The sequence below is a fragment of the Rhodococcus sp. C-2 genome, assembly GCF_027854095.1.
In the GTDB taxonomy this organism is placed as follows: Bacteria; Actinomycetota; Actinomycetes; order Mycobacteriales; family Mycobacteriaceae; genus Rhodococcus_F; species Rhodococcus_F qingshengii.
The window spans coordinates 133,769-150,997 of the sequence record NZ_JAQGFI010000007.1 but is presented as its reverse complement, the minus strand read 5'-3'; the positions used below and the strand labels follow the sequence as shown (position 1 = coordinate 150,997).

The 17,229-nt window shown below is 63.6% G+C and carries 15 protein-coding genes; 5 read left to right on the top strand and 10 right to left on the bottom strand.

Going from position 1 to position 17,229, the window contains the following annotated elements; genetic code table 11:
• The first annotated feature begins 22 nt into the window (after nucleotides 1-22).
• Genes ectA through PCS43_RS16790 form a run of 4 tightly spaced genes read left to right on the top strand, consistent with a single transcriptional unit; the run spans nucleotide 23 to nucleotide 3,205 of the window.
• Nucleotides 23-538 carry a diaminobutyrate acetyltransferase gene (gene ectA, locus PCS43_RS16805; RefSeq protein WP_003944572.1) on the top strand — a complete coding sequence of 172 codons (516 nt, stop codon included), beginning with the start codon at nucleotides 23-25 and terminating at the stop codon, nucleotides 536-538.
• Nucleotides 539-586: 48 nt separating this feature from the next.
• On the top strand, nucleotides 587-1,849 hold the full coding sequence (ectB, locus tag PCS43_RS16800) for a diaminobutyrate--2-oxoglutarate transaminase (RefSeq protein ID WP_007731008.1): 1,263 nt from the start codon (nucleotides 587-589) through the stop codon (nucleotides 1,847-1,849).
• A 15-nt stretch (nucleotides 1,850-1,864) separates the two neighbouring features.
• Nucleotides 1,865-2,263, top strand: a complete 399-nt coding sequence (locus tag PCS43_RS16795) for an ectoine synthase (RefSeq protein ID WP_003944463.1) — start codon at nucleotides 1,865-1,867, stop codon at nucleotides 2,261-2,263.
• Between the two features lie 9 nt (nucleotides 2,264-2,272).
• Nucleotides 2,273-3,205 (top strand): D-isomer specific 2-hydroxyacid dehydrogenase family protein, encoded by a 933-nt coding sequence (locus tag PCS43_RS16790; RefSeq protein ID WP_030536631.1) that lies wholly within the window; start codon nucleotides 2,273-2,275, stop codon nucleotides 3,203-3,205.
• A gap of 44 nt (nucleotides 3,206-3,249) precedes the next feature.
• Here the strand turns inward: PCS43_RS16790 and PCS43_RS16785 are convergent, their stop codons facing one another.
• Nucleotides 3,250-3,771, bottom strand: a complete 522-nt coding sequence (locus PCS43_RS16785) for a VOC family protein (RefSeq protein ID WP_083059232.1) — start codon at nucleotides 3,769-3,771, stop codon at nucleotides 3,250-3,252.
• Between the two features lie 50 nt (nucleotides 3,772-3,821).
• Between PCS43_RS16785 and PCS43_RS16780 the strand changes: the two genes are divergently transcribed.
• Nucleotides 3,822-4,679 (top strand): NAD-dependent protein deacetylase, encoded by an 858-nt coding sequence (locus PCS43_RS16780; protein ID WP_270923070.1) that lies wholly within the window; start codon nucleotides 3,822-3,824, stop codon nucleotides 4,677-4,679.
• Here the strand turns inward: PCS43_RS16780 and proB are convergent.
• The 9 genes from proB to PCS43_RS16735 all read right to left on the bottom strand — a co-directional run bounded on the left by proB (nucleotide 4,652) and on the right by PCS43_RS16735 (nucleotide 17,115).
• Nucleotides 4,652-5,755 carry a glutamate 5-kinase gene (proB, locus tag PCS43_RS16775; protein ID WP_125051445.1) on the bottom strand — a complete coding sequence of 368 codons (1,104 nt, stop codon included), beginning with the start codon at nucleotides 5,753-5,755 and terminating at the stop codon, nucleotides 4,652-4,654. The genes PCS43_RS16780 and proB overlap by 28 nt on opposite strands.
• A 44-nt stretch (nucleotides 5,756-5,799) precedes the next feature.
• Nucleotides 5,800-7,251 (bottom strand): GTPase ObgE, encoded by a 1,452-nt coding sequence (obgE, locus tag PCS43_RS16770; RefSeq protein WP_003944579.1) that lies wholly within the window; start codon nucleotides 7,249-7,251, stop codon nucleotides 5,800-5,802.
• A gap of 231 nt (nucleotides 7,252-7,482) precedes the next feature.
• Nucleotides 7,483-7,752: a 50S ribosomal protein L27 gene (gene rpmA / locus PCS43_RS16765; protein WP_003944532.1), complete on the bottom strand. Its 270-nt coding sequence runs from the start codon at nucleotides 7,750-7,752 to the stop codon at nucleotides 7,483-7,485.
• 42 nt (nucleotides 7,753-7,794) lie between these two features.
• Nucleotides 7,795-8,106 carry a 50S ribosomal protein L21 gene (gene rplU, locus PCS43_RS16760; RefSeq protein WP_003944533.1) on the bottom strand — a complete coding sequence of 104 codons (312 nt, stop codon included), beginning with the start codon at nucleotides 8,104-8,106 and terminating at the stop codon, nucleotides 7,795-7,797.
• A 319-nt stretch (nucleotides 8,107-8,425) separates the two neighbouring features.
• On the bottom strand, nucleotides 8,426-11,674 hold the full coding sequence (locus PCS43_RS16755) for a translation initiation factor IF-2 N-terminal domain-containing protein (protein WP_030536634.1): 3,249 nt from the start codon (nucleotides 11,672-11,674) through the stop codon (nucleotides 8,426-8,428).
• Between the two features lie 448 nt (nucleotides 11,675-12,122).
• Nucleotides 12,123-12,542: a nucleoside-diphosphate kinase gene (gene ndk, locus PCS43_RS16750; RefSeq protein ID WP_003944527.1), complete on the bottom strand. Its 420-nt coding sequence runs from the start codon at nucleotides 12,540-12,542 to the stop codon at nucleotides 12,123-12,125.
• Between the two features lie 18 nt (nucleotides 12,543-12,560).
• A complete protein-coding gene (locus tag PCS43_RS16745; protein WP_003944448.1) occupies nucleotides 12,561-13,001 on the bottom strand; it encodes a DUF4233 domain-containing protein in 441 nt (146 codons plus the stop codon).
• Nucleotides 12,998-14,437 carry a bifunctional tetrahydrofolate synthase/dihydrofolate synthase gene (gene folC, locus PCS43_RS16740; protein WP_030536635.1) on the bottom strand — a complete coding sequence of 480 codons (1,440 nt, stop codon included), beginning with the start codon at nucleotides 14,435-14,437 and terminating at the stop codon, nucleotides 12,998-13,000. The genes PCS43_RS16745 and folC overlap by 4 nt, the downstream gene beginning before the upstream one ends.
• A complete protein-coding gene (locus PCS43_RS16735) occupies nucleotides 14,434-17,115 on the bottom strand; it encodes a valine--tRNA ligase (protein ID WP_030536636.1) in 2,682 nt (893 codons plus the stop codon). The genes folC and PCS43_RS16735 overlap by 4 nt, the downstream gene beginning before the upstream one ends.
• Nucleotides 17,116-17,229: the final 114 nt, after the last annotated feature.

Genomic DNA, 17,229 nt, shown 5'->3' with positions numbered 1-17,229 from the left:
GATTGTTACGTTCAGATGACCGATGAAGCCTGTTGATACGAGAGCTATCCCGACCACCGCGCCGGACGCGGTGTTGTTCAGAAGCCCACAGATCGATGACGGAGTCCGGCTCTGGGAGATCGCACGTGATTCGAAGGTGCTCGACCTCAATTCGAGTTATGCATACCTGTTGTGGTGCAGGGATTTCAGCGCGACGTCCATCGTCGCGGAGGTAGACGGCCGCGTAGTCGGATTCGTTTCCGGTTATACCCGTCCCAGCGCTCAGGAAACCCTGTTCGTGTGGCAAGTGGCGGTCGACGAAGACCAGCGCGGCAAGGCAATTGCTGCCCGCATGCTGTCCGACTTGATGGATCGCACTGCCCCGCTGGGTGTTACACATCTGGAGACGACGATCAGCCCCGACAACGAGGCTTCGATCGCACTCTTCACCGCGCTCGCACGTCGACGCGAAGTACCGATAACCAGGCAGACCTTGTTCTCGCCCAACGATTTTCCCGATGGACACGAAGCCGAAGATCTTTACACGATCGGCGCCTAGCGCACTTCGCGCTCGGCATACAGCATGCCCCGGAGGAACAAAGAAGATATGAATATCAACGAAGCAAGCATTTTCGAAACCCTCGAGTCCGAGGTTCGCAGCTACTGCCGTGACTGGCCCGCAGTGTTCACCAGCGCATCCGGATCCTGGATTCGTGACGAGAACGGGCGCGACTACCTCGATTTCTTCGCCGGTGCCGGCGCCCTCAACTACGGCCACAACAACCCGGTGCTCAAATCCGCACTGGTCGACTACATCATGAGCGACGGCATCACGCACGGCCTCGACATGTCGACAGTCGCCAAACGCGAATTCCTCGAGACCTTTCAGCGCAACATCCTCGAGCCACGCGGCCTGGACTACAAGGTCCAGTTCCCCGGCCCGACCGGATCGAACACCGTCGAGGCTGCACTGAAGCTGGCCCGCAAGGTCACCGGACGTTCGGCAGTCATCAACTTCACCAACGCATTTCACGGAATGACACTTGGTGCACTCTCCGTGACCGGCAACTCGATGAAGCGCGCGGGCGCCGGTGTCCCCCTCGTGCACACGACACCGATGCCCTTCGACAACTACTTCGACGGCGTCACCGAGGACTTCCAGTGGTTCTCCCGCGTTCTCGATGATTCCGGCAGTGGAATCAACCGCCCCGCGGCAGTGATCGTCGAAACCGTGCAGGGTGAAGGTGGCGTCAATGTCGCTCGCCCCGAATGGCTTCGGGCGCTGGCAACACTGTGCTCGGATCGCGGAATCCTGTTGATCGTCGACGACGTCCAGATGGGTTGCGGCCGTACCGGCCCGTTCTTCTCCTTCGAAGAGGCCGGAATCGTTCCCGACATCGTCACGTTGTCCAAGTCGATCAGCGGCTACGGAATGCCGATGGCGCTCACGCTGTTCAAGCGTGAACTCGACGTCTGGGGACCGGGCGAGCACAACGGCACATTCCGCGGCAACAACCCGGCGTTCGTCACCTCCAAGGTGGCACTCGACCACTACTGGTCCGACGACGCCCTCACCAAGACGACGTTGAAGAAGGGCGCACGCATCAGCGAATGCTTCGCCAACCTCTCCGATCAGTTCCCCGGCGAGGTCTCGCACCGCGGGCGTGGCTTGGTTCAGGGCCTCGTCTTCGAACAGCCCGAGCGCGCCGGCAAGGTCTGCCAGTTGGCATTCGACGAGGGATTGCTCGCCGAGACCTCCGGACCCTCCGACCAGGTTGTGAAACTGCTTCCCGCACTGACGATTACCGACGACGAGCTCGAGCACGGCCTCTCCATTCTGGCCGAGGCGACACTCAAGGTCTGCAGCTAGAGGAAGGACTCTCCCATGATCGTTCGCACCACCACCGAGATCACCGACACCGACCGCGACATCACGAGTGAGGACGGAAACTGGCGCAGCAAGCGCATCGTCCTCGGCGGCGACCGCGTCGGGTTCTCGTTCCACGAGACCACCATCAAGGCGGGTTCGGTCAACGAGTTCCATTACGCCAACCACGTCGAGGCTGTCTGGCTCGTCGAGGGCACCGGCAAGCTGATCGACCTCGACAACAACAAGGAATACGATCTCGCACCGGGGTCGATGTACCTGCTCAACGGCCACGAGCGTCACCGCGTCGAGCCGGACACGCAGATGCGCATGCTGTGCGTGTTCAATCCGCCGGTCACCGGGCGTGAGGTGCACGACGAGAACGGTGTCTACCCACTGGTGGAGGTCCCCGCGTAGCGTCTAGTCATGGCGACTGACACCTCTCCACGCGTAGCGATCGGCCCCGTCCCCGATGCACTGCTCGACAGCGCGGTGCTTCGGGGCGGCGGTCTGATCAGTCCGATCGACACTGCGGACGCCCTGATCTGGGCGGGCTCACCCGAGACCTTTCCGTCGGAGTTACCGGCGTCGGTCAGGTGGGTGCAGCTTCCGTCGGCGGGAATCGAGGATTGGTTCGACTCCGGTGTGATTCCGAGGGACACAGAAATCACGTGGACCTCGGCGGCCGGTGCATTTTCGGCGTCGGTGGCCGAGCATGCACTCATGCTTCTCTTGGCCGGAGTTCGTCACTTGCCTGCACACATCGAGGCTCGAACGTGGCGTCAGTTCGAGTTCTTTCCCAAGATCGGCACCCTTCGTGGCTCGACGGTTGCGATCATCGGCGCAGGCGGTATCGGCCGCGCGCTGATTCCGATGCTGGCCGCGCAGGGGGCGGACAGCATCGCAGTCAATCGTTCCGGTAGCCCGGTCCCCGGGGCGATCTCGACGTACCCCGCATCCAGGATGGATGAAATCTATTCTCGCGCAGATCACTTCGTGATTGCTGCACCCGCCACCCCGGCCACCCGTCACCTCGTGGGCCGTGCGCAGTTGGCGGCGATGCAACCCCATTCCTGGGTGATCAATGTCGCGCGCGGATCACTGGTCGACACCGACGCACTGGTCGAGGCCATCGAGTCGGAACAGATCGGCGGCGCCGGTCTCGACGTCACCGATCCCGAACCCCTCCCGGACGGTCACCCACTGTGGGATCTGACGAATGCGATCATCACACCCCACGATTCCAATCCGCCAGGCGTTCGCCCCGCCGCGTTCGCGGATCACGTCTCCAAGAACGTGACCCGCTTCGCGAAGGGTGAGGCGCTGGCTGCCCTCGTGGACCCAGTAGCCGGATACTGAGTACGCCGCCGAAGCTCGAATGCTCGGACCACGGTTGCCACAAATTACTGTGGCGACTGCGTCTCCGGAAAGAAGAGCGCCCGCGCCCGGCGAGCGACCTCTTCGGCAGGTACATCCTCGACCTTCGTGCATACTGCCCACCTGTGGCCGAACGGATCGAGAAACACCCCATGCCGGTCGCCCGAAAATGTATCGGCCACAGCCGTGACCAGCGTGCCTCCCTCGGCGACTGCCCGAGCGACAAACCCGTCCGTGTCCTCGGTGTAGACGACGATCGACGAATGCACCCAGCCGCCCTGTGGTGATTTGAGTCCGAAGTCCGGCATCTCCTGCGAAAGCTGCAGCATCGAATCGCCGATCCGGATCTCCGCATGCATGAGGGAGCCGTCAGGTGCGTTCATCGCATCGACTATCTCAGCTCCAAGTGCTCGTTTGTAGTAGTCGAGTGCGGCATGACCGTCCGGCACCGCGAGGTAGGGAGTGATCGTGCGGTAACCAGCGGGGATTGGGTTCACTGTGTTCATGTCTACGAGTATCGGCGATCGCACACGTGTTCTATTGAACATTTCGGACTTCCTCCGCGCCTCCGTCTCGCACACGCGCCTATCCTGGAGCAGTGCCCACCGACAACAGCCGCCTCGATGCCCTTCCCGAACTCCTGGCCGGCCGTCGCCTGGCAGTTCTGACGGGCGCCGGCATCTCCACCGACTCCGGAATCCCGGACTACCGCGGACCTGATTCACCCCCGCGCAATCCGATGACGTTCCAGCAGTTCATCGGCGATCCGGCGTTTCGGCGGCACTACTGGGCGCGCAACCACATCGGCTGGCGATACATGGACAGCTCCCGCCCCAACCAGGGCCACCGGGCCGTCGCGGCGCTGGAACGAACAGGGCGAGCCGTCGGCGTGATCACCCAGAACGTCGACCTCCTGCACACCAAGGCCGGCGCGCGAAACGTCATCGACCTCCACGGCACCTACGCGCAGGTTCGATGCCTGAGCTGCCAGCGGCTGATCTCCCGCACCACTCTCGCGGAGAGACTGGAAGAAGCCAATCCTGGATTCGCCGAAACAGTCGCTGCTGCAACAGGAGTCGAAATCGCACCCGACGCAGATGCCGTGATCGAATCCACCGCACACTTTCGCGTCGTGGATTGCGCCGTGTGCGGTGGCTTACTCAAACCGGACATCGTCTACTTCGGCGAATCCGTCCCCAAGGAACGCGTCGCCCGTGCGTACAGCCTCGTCGACCAATCCGACGCACTGTTGGTAGCCGGGTCGTCGTTGACCGTGATGTCCGGCCTACGTTTCGTCCGGCATGCCGCCAAGACCGGGAAGCCGATCGCCATCGTCAATCGAGGCACGACTCGCGGCGACGAATTCGCCGACCGCAAGCTCGAAGTCGGTTGCGCTGAAGCACTTTCCGCCCTCGTCGAACACGAAAGCTACAGCGCCACCAAGTCGTCCGCGTGAACCACAGGACGCTGCATGTCAGCCGGTAGATCGGTGGTGGAGCGCCCCAGGATCTCCTCGATCTCCGCAGCGTCGAACGCAACGACACCCCGGGCGACGGGCTTCTCCCCCGGCCCCATCAGGGACACGACGTCGCCGGCGTGGAAGTCACCGGATACACCGACGATGCCAGCGGACAGAAGGCTTCGACGCTTGGACACGACCGCGCGGACGGCGCCTTCGTCGAGGTGGAGGTCACCCGATGTGTCAGCGGCGTGACGAACCCAGAATCGGCGGGCCGACAATCGCGTCGGCCGGGGCGCAAATGCCGTTCCGACATCGGCACCACTGAGTGCCTGCGCAGCGTCCGATGCTGCCGCGAGCAGAACTGGCACGCCGGAATCCGCGGCCAGGCGTGCTGCTGAGAGCTTCGACGCCATGCCTCCGGTACCGAGGGCGCCACCCGAACCGGCAACCACACCGTCGAGATCCTCGGGACTGTTGACCTCGGGAATCAGTGTGGCATCGCCCTTTCGGGGATCCCCGTCGTACAGTCCGTCCACATCCGACAACAGGATCAACGCGTCGGCGCCGACCAGATGAGCAACCAGAGCAGCCAGCCGATCGTTGTCACCGAATCGAAGTTCGGTGGTGGCAACGGTGTCGTTCTCGTTCACGATCGCCACCGCGTGCAATGCCCGTAGACGATCGAGTGTCCGTTGGGCGTTGCGGTGCTGCGTCCGTCGAGCGATGTCGTCAGCCGTGAGTAGAACCTGCCCGACGGTACGGCCGTAACGGGCGAACGACGTACCCCAGGCGTGAGCCAGAGCCAACTGACCGACGCTGGCCGCAGCCTGCTTGGTCGCGAGATCGCGAGGCCGCTTGGTCAGTCCCAGCGGCGCCAGTCCGGCGCCGACGGCACCGGACGAGACGACGACGACATCGGAACCCGCACGCATGCGAGACTCGATGGCATCGGCCAACAGGTCGAGTCGGTGAGTATCGAGTCCCGCCACCAGACTGGTGAGCGCAGACGACCCGATCTTCACGACGATACTGTGAGCCGACGCTATCGACTCCCTGGTGGACCCGAGCACAGTCCCGTTCCCTCTCTTCGGTTTTCGTCCTGAAATCGCGTGGGTCAGGCGTCTTCGTCGAGCAAGCCGCGGCGGACACGACGCGCGTGCTTGCGCTCGTCGGCGCCGATGCGCTCCACCTGATCGAGACGCGGGTCGGTTCCACGGCCCGTGCGGGTCAGATCGATACCGGCCGGCGTCATCGGCTCCCACTCGAAGCTGACGTCGCCGATGGTGACGGAAGCTCCTGGCTGAGCGCCCTTCTTGACCAATGCGTCCTCGACGCCCAATCGAGCAAGACGGTCGGCGAGGTAACCAACGGCCTCGTCGTTGTCGAAGGCGGTCTGACGAATCCACCGCTCCGGGCGGGTGCCTCGGACGACGAACCCACCGGGAATATCGGGATCCTTCTCGATGGTGAAGCTGGAATCCTTGACCTTGACCGGGCGAATGACCTGGCGCTTCGGCTCGGGCTTCGGATGAGCTTCGCGGTAGTCGCGGACCATCTTCGCCAGCGCGAATGTCAACGGTCGCAATCCTTCTCGGCTCACCGCCGAGATGGTGAAGACCGGCCATCCGCGAGCTTCGATCTCAGGCGTGACCATTTCGGCCAATTCGGCGGCCTCGGGAACGTCGGTCTTGTTGAGGATGACGACGCGCGGGCGCTTGTCGAGGTCACCGAGTCCCGAGTCGCCGGAGAGCGCGGGCGTGTACGCGGCCAGCTCTGCTTCCAGGGCGTCGATGTCGGAGATCGGGTCACGTCCCGGATCGAGGGTGGCGCAGTCGATCACGTGCGCCAATACGGCGCAGCGTTCGATGTGGCGCAGGAAGTCCAGGCCCAAACCGCGGCCTTCGCTTGCACCGGGGATCAGCCCGGGCACGTCGGCGACGGTGAAGGTGGTGTCACCGCTCGAGACGACGCCGAGGTTGGGGACCAGAGTTGTGAAGGGGTAGTCGGCGATCTTCGGCTTGGCCGCAGAGAGAACGGACACAAGCGAGGACTTACCGGCGGAGGGGAATCCGAGCAGACCGACGTCAGCTACCGACTTGAGTTCGAGAACCAGGTCACGCTCGACACCGTCCTCACCGAGGAGTGCGAAACCGGGAGCTTTGCGGGCTTTCGAGGCGAGTGCTGCGTTGCCGAGTCCGCCGCGGCCGCCCTGAGCGGCGTCGAAGCGTGAACCGACTCCCACGAGGTCGGCAAGCACGTTGCCGTCGGTATCGAGAACCACAGTTCCATCCGGAACCTTGAGGATGAGGTCTTCACCGTTTGCACCCTCGCGGTTACTGCCGGCGCCCTGCTTGCCGTTGGTCGCCTTCGCGTTGGGATGGAAGTGAAAGTCGAGGAGGGTGTGGATGTTCTCGTCGACCACGAGGATGACGTCGCCACCGCGACCTCCGTTGGCACCGTCCGGACCGCCGAGCGGTTTGAACTTCTCGCGGTGTACGGAGGCGCAACCATTGCCGCCTTTTCCAGCGCTGACGTGCAGCACAACACGGTCAATGAATCGGGACATGACTGCCGGATCCTTCCTCAGTCAATTGCGGGTCTCACGCGATGAGCTGAACTTCTGGTGAGCAGGGTTGCTCGGGGCAAAACGGGTACTGCTTAAACAAACGATAGGGGCGGACCGGGTTATTTCAACCCTGGTCCGCCCCTATCGGGAGCTTGGAACGCGTCACTCTCTTACCGAAAGCAGAACCGGCTTACCGAAGTAGAACCGATGACGCACAACTAGCGAGAAAGACTAGACCTCAGCCGCAACGACGGCCGGAACGATGTTCACGGTCTTGCGTCCACGCTTCTGGCCGAACTCGACTGCACCGGCAGCGAGAGCGAATAGGGTGTCGTCGCCGCCACGGCCGACGTTGACGCCGGGGTGGAAGTGCGTGCCGCGCTGGCGAACCAGGATTTCGCCTGCGCTGACCGACTGGCCGCCGAAGCGCTTCACGCCGAGGCGCTGGGCGTTTGAATCGCGACCGTTACGGGAGCTGGATGCACCCTTCTTATGTGCCATGCTATTGACCCTCCTCGGGTGAAATTAGCTAGAAAGAACTGGTTACTTGATGCCCGTGACCTTGAGCACCGTGATCGGCTGCCTGTGGCCCTGACGCTTGTGGTAACCGGTCTTGTTCTTGAACTTGTGGATGCGGATCTTCGGGCCCTTGGTGTGCTCGACGATCTCACTGGTGACTGCGACCTTGGCCAGCTTGGCCGCGTCGGTGGTCAGGTCGGATCCGTCGACCACGAGAACGGGAGCAAGCGAGACAGCAGTGCCGGGCTCACCCTCGATCTTCTCGACCTTGACGAGGTCACCAACAGCGACCTTGTACTGCTTTCCGCCGGTCTTGACGATCGCGTACGTTGCCATCGGAGGGCTACCCCTTGCTTCTTCGAACTTGCTCGCGCTGCTGCCTGAGGCTTCAAATGCATCGCGACTGGTCTGGTTTATGTCACCTCGGCTCGGCACTGACGTACCGGGACATTCACGCACACTCTAGGCACACGGAATCTCTACCGCCGGGTGGCGACCCTCCAAGGTTACGGGAAAGCAACCGTCAGGGTCAAACCGCCCCGCCGAGGGGTGGTGCTCACTACTCTGTACTGCTTCTACCAGCTGAAACTTCGGATAACGGTTGGATGTCCTCGCTCATCGCGAAATCATCCAACCGACCGAAAGCCAGTAGTTCTTACTCTCCGTCTACCGGAGGCCCTGCGGGACGTGCTGCTGCACGCCTGCGACGGGGTCTCTTGACGACGACAACTTCTTCCTCAGCCGGAACTTCGGTGGCCGGAGCCGGAACGTTTTCCGCGACCGCGTCCACCACGGGTTCCGGAGTCGGAATCACGAAGACCGTGCCCACCTCGGGAGCTGCCTCGGCAACCGGTGCCGACGCTGCCCGCGACGCCCGGCGACTACGCCGACGACCGCGCGGAGCTGCTTCGGTCGAAGCTGCGGCCGACTCGTTGTCCACTGCGGATACTTCTTCCGCAGCAGAGTCCACAACAGGAACGTCATGGTGCTCAGCAGCAGCAGGAGTATCGATCGGCCGATCTTGTTGCCGATCGGCACTTTTGGATGCATCGTCCCCCGAAGACACACCGGCGGAATCAGACTCGGTCGAGTCGGCCGCGACGGTCTCGTCGTCGTCGTGGTGATGCGAGGCCATCGCCAATGCCACCGGATGAGCCCGCTTGACCGTCGCGTCGACGGCCGGAACCTCCGGCGCCGGAGCTTCCTGTCCGTTGGACTCGGTCGAAGCCGACTTGTCTCCGCGGCCACGCTTGTTCTTGCGCGAGGTACCGGAATCACTGCGCTGCGAGCCCGAACGCGATCCTCCGTCGTCCGAGGACTTCACCTCGACGGGCTCGGAATGGACGATGATGCCGCGGCCGTGGCAGTGCTCACAGGTGGTCGAGAAGGCCTCGACCAATCCGGTGCCCAACTTCTTGCGCGTCATCTGCACGAGCCCGAGTGACGTGACCTCCGACACCTGATGGCGCGTGCGATCGCGACCCAGGCATTCGGTGAGCCGACGCAGGACCAGGTCCCGGTTCGATTCGAGAACCATGTCGATGAAGTCGACGACGATCATTCCGCCGATGTCCCGCAGGCGCATCTGGCGAACGATCTCCTCGGCCGCTTCGAGGTTGTTACGGGTGACGGTCTCTTCGAGGTTTCCGCCGGCTCCGGTGAACTTGCCGGTGTTGACGTCGACGACGGTCATGGCCTCGGTGCGGTCGATCACCAGGGTGCCGCCGGACGGCAGCCACACCTTGCGATCGAGTGCCTTGGCCAACTGCTCGTCGATACGGCGAGCCGCGAAGACGTCGATACCGTTGTTCGGCGTGTACTTCTCGAGCCGCGGAAGCAGGTCGGGCGCAACGGAGTTGATGTAGTTCTCGACCGTCGTGTGCGCCTTCTCGCCCTCGATGACCAGCTTGGAGAAGTCCTCGTTGAACAGATCACGAATGACCTTGACCAGCATGTCAGGCTCTTCGTACAGCGCCTGCGGGTTGCCGGACTTACCGGTGTCCGCAGCCGCAGCCTGCTCCTCGATGCCGGCCCACTGAGCCTGCAGACGAGTCACGTCGCGCGCCAACTCTTCTTCGCTGACGCCCTCGGACGCCGTGCGAATGATCACGCCCGCGTCGGCGGGCACGATGTCGCGCAAGATTTCCTTGAGACGCTTGCGCTCGGTGTCCGGAAGCTTGCGGCTGATACCCGTGGACGTACCACCGGGCACGTAGACGAGGAAACGACCGGCAAGCGAAATCTGTGTCGTCAGTCGAGCACCCTTGTGGCCGACCGGATCCTTGCTGACCTGAACGAGCACCTGATCGCCAGGCTTGAGAGCCTGCTCGATCTTGCGCGAGTTGCCACCGAGACCGGCAGCCTCCCAGTTGACCTCACCGGCGTAGAGAACACCGTTGCGGCCACGTCCGATGTCGATGAACGCAGCTTCCATGCTGGGGAGCACGTTCTGGACACGTCCGAGGTACACGTTGCCGACCATCGACGCCGACGCCGAGTTGGTGACGAAGTGCTCGACCAGCACTCCGTCTTCGAGGACTGCTACCTGTGTAGTCGCATGCGGCTGACCGCTGTCTGCCCGATCGCGCACAACCATGACGCGATCGACGGCCTCACGACGCGCGAGGAACTCCGACTCGGTCAGGATCGGTGGGCGACGTCGGCCGGCGTCACGACCGTCGCGGCGACGCTGACGCTTCGCTTCCAGACGTGTCGAACCACTGATGCCCTGGACCTCGTCCTTGACGCGGGTCTTGTTGCGAGGTTCGCGCTCGTGAACGACGGTGTTCGGCGGATCGTCCTCGGACGTCGCAGTCGCGTCGGTGGCGCCGTCGGTGCCGGTCTTGCGACGACGACGACGGCGGCGACGGCGGCTCGATCCGTCGGCATCGAGATCGGAATCGTCGGCATTCTCGGAATCCGCATCAGCGGTGGACTCGGACTTATCACCGGATTCTTCGCCGGCAGCGTCGTCGGTTTGCTTCTCGACTGCCGCAGGGGCAGATTCCTGCTCCGACTCGGTAGCGGTATCCGACTCTTCGTCCGAACCCTGCTCGCCACCCTGTTCACCGCGACCACGTCCACGTCCACGGCGTCCACGACGACGGCGACGCGGCTGATCGTCGTCCTCGTCCTCGGACTCGGCGCTCTCGCCCTCGGTTTGCGGTGCGGTCACAGCCGGCTCTTCGACGGCAGGAACTGCAACCGGCGCTGCCTCGGGAACGACGGTTTCGGCTTCCGCGGTTGTCTGCTTCTCTTCGACGACCGCCGGTGCAGCAGGCTCGCGGCGTGCGCGACGGCGACGCGGAGCTACCTCGGCGGCTTCGAGATCCGGCTGCAGGAACAGCGGGACCTGCGGCGCGGCGGGAGCCACCTCGGGCTGATGGGTCTGCGGTGCTTCGAAGGAAGTGAACAGATCGGACTGCTCGGCTTCCTTGCTCTGCAGCGCAGCTGCGGCGTCGAGTCCAGCGCTGATCTCGGCGACAGCCGGATCCACTGTTTCTTCTGCTGCAGGTTCTTCGACGACGACCTTTTTGCGAGTGCGACGAGCCCTGACAGGCTTCTCGGCCGGAGCCTCTGCAACAGGAGCAGCCTCCACGGGAGCTTCTGCAGCAGGCTCCTCGGCAACCGGCGCCTCGACAACCGGGTCGATGAGGGTGTCGAGCTCGGCGACGACGGGCTCGATGGCCTCGGCCGCGGAAGTCAACGAGGCATGAATCCGCTGAGCGACGTCACGGTGGAGACTCGACTGCGCGCTGCGCAATTCGGTACCGAGCGCTGCGGCTTCGGCAAGGACCTGCTTGCTGGTGACGCCGAGCAACTTCGCCAGCGCGTGTACGCGCATCTTGTCGGGAAATTCCGGGGTGGTGCTGGAATCTGATTCGGTTGGGGATTGATCGGCCACGTAAGTCTCCTCAGCCCCCGGGCGCGTCCAACCCAGAAGTCGAGTTGTCACGCGGCCACGCGGGAGCGTGCTGTGTGTACTCGCACTCAGAAGTGAGTACGAGATTGTAAGGTCTCGCTCCGCATGGTCCGCAATGCCCGTTATTCACTGCGAGCACATGAAGTGCCTGGCTGGATGGCCGTTGTCCTGTGCGCGAGCGCCTGATCATCCAGCGTGCAGAGGTCCAGGGATTTCCTGTTGACCTGGAGCAGCGATGAAAGGGCATCGAACCTAGGTGTCATCCGGTTGAACGTGCGTAAAACAAATTGCGGTTCAACTGAAAGCAGTATCCCACACCAACGCGCCTGCAACTGCAAAGGGCGCACCGATGTGGGATACGTGCCGAGAATTCGCTGTGGAGATGTGGGCCGAAGGCCCGTTCATGTGGGCCAGAGGCCCGATCGGAGATTCAGATGGACGACAGCGCGGGGAACCACAGAGCGATTTCACGCTCTGCCGACTCCACGGAGTCGCTGCCGTGAACGAGGTTCTGCTGCGCTTCGAGTCCGAAGTCGCCGCGGATCGTACCCGGAAGAGCCTTGTCGACCGGGTCGGTTCCGCCGGCCAACTGACGGAAAGCAGCGATGGCTCGGGGGCCTTCGAGCACTGCGGCCACCAGCGGACCGGAGGTGATGAACTCCAACAAGCTCGGGTAGAACGGACGCTCGGCGTGTTCTGCGTAGTGGCTACCAGCCACCTCTTCGGAAGCTACGCGGAGGTCGAGTGCTGCAATTGTCAGGCCTTTGCGCTCGATACGGCTGAGGATTTCTCCTACGTATCCACGGGCAACGGCGTCGGGCTTGATAAGTACGAGGGTGCGCTCAGTCACAGCGGACAGCCTAAATGGTCAGTCCCGCTGACCGGGAAGCAGGCCCTTGTCCATCCGGCGCTTGATGTCTCTCTGCAGGTAGACGAGGTATCCCCAGACGATCCCGAAGGTGATCGCCACACCGGCGATCGACGGGTGGACGAAGAAACCGAACAGAAGAATCACCTGCAGCGCGACGTTGAACCCCATCGCCCACGGCTTGCCCTGGATGCCCGCACCCAGAATCATCAGTACCGCCAACCCGATGATGAATCCCGCGGAGGCCGCGGTGAGGCCTCCGCCGACGACCGCGACAACCGGCAAAGCCAGCAGCACGACGATCGCCTCGAGGATCAGGGTTCCGGCCATCACTCCGCGGAAGCTTTTCCACGGGTCCTTGGTCGGCGGCCCGAACTCGCCGGCAGTGTCTCCGGGCTCGTGGTCTCCGGACTCGGGATTGGCATCTGACGGGGTACTCACGCGGGGTCCTTTCCGAACAGCGTGCGGGCGGCGCCTGCGGTCACGACGGATCCCGTCACCACCACACCCGCCCCTGATACGGCCTCACCGGGTTCGGCGACCTGCTCGGCGATTTCGATCGCGACTTCCAAGGCGTCGGCAAGCACCGGCGCAACGACGACGCGCTCGTCGCCGAACTTCGCGACGGCGATGTTCGCCAGTTCTTCGACGTCCATCGCCCGGGGTGACCCGTTGTGGGTGACGACGATCTCGTCGAAGACGGATTCGAATGCAGTCAAGATGGCGTCGACGTCCTTGTCCGCCATGACGCTGACCACTCCCACGAGCTTGCGGAAGTCGAACTCGGCGGACAGTGCGGCCGCGAGAGCGCGAGCACCGTCTGGATTGTGGGCGGCGTCGAGAAAGACCGTCGGCGCACTCCGAACACGTTCGAGGCGACCGGGATTGACGACCGAGGCGAACCCGTTGCGGATTGCATCCTGATCCAGTTGTCGATCCGGACCGGCACCGAAGAACGCTTCTACGGCAGCGAGCGCGAGCGCGGCGTTGCGCGCCTGATGCTCACCGTGAAGGGGGAGGAAGATGTCGGTGTACACACCGCTCAAGCCTTGAAGTTCGAGCTGCTGTCCGCCCACCGCGATCTGGCGAGCAAGCACCTTGAACTCCGAGCCTTCACGAGCGACCGCGGCCTCCACCTCGACAGCACGCCGCAGCAATACCTCCATGACTTCGGGAGTCTGCTCGGCGATGATCGCGACGGTGTCCACCGGAACCAGGTCCTCGCGGCCCTTCTTGATGATCCCGGCCTTCTCCTCCGCGATCCCGGCCAGGTCGGTGCCCAGGTACTCGGCGTGATCGAGGCTGATCGGGGTGATCACCGCAACCTGCCCGTCGATCACGTTGGTGGCGTCCCAGCGTCCGCCGAGGCCGACCTCGACCACGGCGACGTCGACCGGCGCCTCCGCGAAGGCCGCATAGGCCATGGCGGTGAGCACTTCGAACTTGCTCATCGCCGGTCCCCCGGCTTCCTCCGACTGTGCGTCGATCATCTGCACGTACGGCTCGATCTCGCGGAACGTGTCCACGTAGAGCCGCGGCGAGATCGGATGACCGTCGATGCTGATCCGCTCGGTCGCGATCTGCAGATGAGGGCTGGTGGTTCGCCCGGTGCGACGATGCAGAGCCGTCATCAACGAATCGATCATGCGCGTCACCGACGTCTTACCGTTGGTTCCCGTGACGTGCACCGACGGATAGTTGTGCTGAGGCGAGCCCAGGACATCCATGAGCGCCTCGATACGAGTCAGTGACGGCTCGATCTTGGTCTCGGGCCAACGCTTGTCGAGTTCTGCTTCCACCAGCGCCAGTTCGGCGATGTCGACCGGAGTCGGAACCGAACTCTGAGCGTCGAATTGGGACGGCTCGTACGAACTCACTTGTCGGCCAGCTCCTTCAGACGTCCCGTGATGCGCTCGATCTCTTCGACGGCGATCTGGCGACGTGTCTTGATCTTGTCGACGACGGCGTCGGGCGCCTTCGCCAGGAAGGCCTCGTTCGCCAGCTTGTTGTCAGCGGTGACGAGCTCCTTCTGCGCTGCCGCGAGGTCCTTTTCGAGCCGCTTCTTCTCCGCGCCGAGGTCGATGGTGCCCGAGGTGTCGATGTCGACAGTGACGGTGCCCTGGCTCAGGCGCACCTCGACGGAGATCGACGCGGTGAATCCCTCTTCGGGTTCGGTCAGCTTGGCCAGCGCCGCCACGTAGGCGAACTGGCCGTCCATGCCGGCCTCCGAGAGCCCGGACGCACGAGCCGGGACCTTCTGGGAAGGCTTGAGTCCCTGATCGTTTCGGAATCGTCGCACCTCGGTGATCAGCTTCTGCGTGTCTTCGATCCTGGTTGCGGCCTGGGCGTCGACTGCCTCACCGGACAACACGGGCCATTCGGCGACGACCACGGACTCGCCGCCGGTGAGCACCTTCCACAGGGTTTCGGTCACGAACGGAATGACCGGGTGCAGGAGGCGGAGCAGTGCATCGAGAACGTTGCCGAGCACGGCGCGGGTGTTCGCGGCGACGGCCTCGTCGGCGGCGAACTGCACCTTGGCGAGTTCGAGGTACCAGTCACAGACCTCGTCCCACGCGAAGTGGAACAGGCCTTCGCACGCCTTGCTGAACTCGTAGCGATCGAATGCGGCGTCCGCCTCGGCCTGGACCGTGTCGAGACGGTCGAGGATCCAACGATCGGCGTCGGTCAGTTCGCTTCGAGCGGGCAGCGGCGCGGGAGCAGCGCCGTTCATCAGAGCGAACTTGGTCGCGTTGAACAACTTGGTCGCGAAGTTGCGCGAGGACTGCGCCGAATCCTCACCGACGGACAGGTCGCTGCCCGGGTTGGCGCCGCGTGCAAGTGTGAATCGCAGGGCGTCGGCGCCGAAACGATCGACCCAGTCGAGTGGGTCGATACCGTTGCCGCGAGACTTCGACATCTTCTTGCCGTACTGATCGCGGACCAGTCCGTGCAGGAACACGTCCTTGAACGGCATCTGCGCGCCGGACTTACCCGGACCGGCGGTGATCGACTCGTCCTCGGACACGTAAGTGCCGAACATCATCATGCGGGCGACCCAGAAGAACAGGATGTCGTAGCCGGTGACGAGAACACTGGTGGGATAGAACTTTTCGAGTTCGGGCGTGTTGTCCGGCCAGCCCATCGTCGAGAAGGGCCACAGTCCGGAGGAGAACCAGGTATCGAGGACGTCGGGATCCTGGACCCAGCCTTCCGGCGCCGTTTCGTCAGGACCGAAGCACGCAACTTCACCCTCGGGGCCGTACCAGACCGGAATGCGGTGACCCCACCAGAGCTGACGGGAAATGCACCAGTCATGCATGTTGTCGACCCAGTCGAACCAGCGTGGCTCCTGGCTCGCCGGGTGAATGACGGTGTCCCCGTTGCGAACCGCGTCACCCGCAGCCTTGGCGAGCGTCTCGACCTTGACCCACCACTGCAACGAGAGACGAGGCTCGATGGCCTCGCCACTGCGCTCGGAGTGCCCGACGCTGTGCAGGTACGGGCGCTTCTCGGCGACGACGCGTCCCTGCTCGTCGAGAGCTTCGCGAACCTTGACGCGAGCCTCGAAGCGGTCCATTCCGTCGAATTCGGTTCCGGTGTCGGCAATCTTGCCGGTCTTGTCCATGATGGTGGGCATCGGCAGGTTGTGCCGCAGGCCCATCTCGAAGTCGTTGGGATCGTGAGCCGGCGTGATCTTCACAGCGCCGGTTCCGAACTCGGGGTCGACGTAGTCGTCGGCGATGATCGGGATCTGACGCCCGGTGAACGGATGATCGAGAGTGGTGCCGATGAGGTGCTTGTAGCGCTCGTCCTCGGGATGGACCGCTACTGCGGTGTCACCGAGCATCGTCTCGACGCGAGTGGTCGCGACGATGACGTGCGGCTCGTTGTCGTCGAGCGAGCCGTAGCGCAGGGAAACCAGCTCACCCTCGACGTCCTCGAACTTCACCTCGATGTCGGAGATCGCGGTCTGCAGCACCGGCGACCAGTTCACGAGACGCTCGGCGCGGTAGATCAGGCCCTCGTCGAACATGCGCTTGAAGACGGTCTGGACGGCGCGGGAGAGGCCCTCGTCCATCGTGAAACGATCACGACTCCAGTCGACGCCGTCACCGATGCGCCGCATCTGGCCACCGATGGTTCCACCGGATTCGCGCTTCCAGTCCCAGACCTTGTCGATGAACAGCTCGCGGCCGAAATCTTCCTTGGTCTTTCCGTCGGCAGCGAGTTGCTTCTCGACGACGGACTGCGTGGCGATACCGGCGTGGTCCATGCCTGGCAGCCACAGCACCTCGTAGCCCTGCATCCGCTTGCGACGGCTGAGCACGTCCATGAGGGTGTGATCCAGGGCATGGCCCATGTGCAGGCTGCCGGTGACGTTCGGGGGCGGCAGCACGATGGAGTAGCCGGGCTTGTCGCTGGTCGCGTCGGCCTGGAAGTACCCGGCGTCTACCCAGCCTTGATACAGATCGGCCTCTACCGCGCTGGGGTCCCAGCTCTTGGGTAGGGCGTCGGCGGGGGTCTGGGGGTTCTCTGGAGCTGCACTGGTCACCACTTGATCCTAATGACTCCCCCGTCGTGAACGAATTCGCCCGTCGGCCGCCGCGGCGCACACGAACGACTGCCCCGCGGTCCGGGGTCAGCCGAACAAACGATATTCACCGAT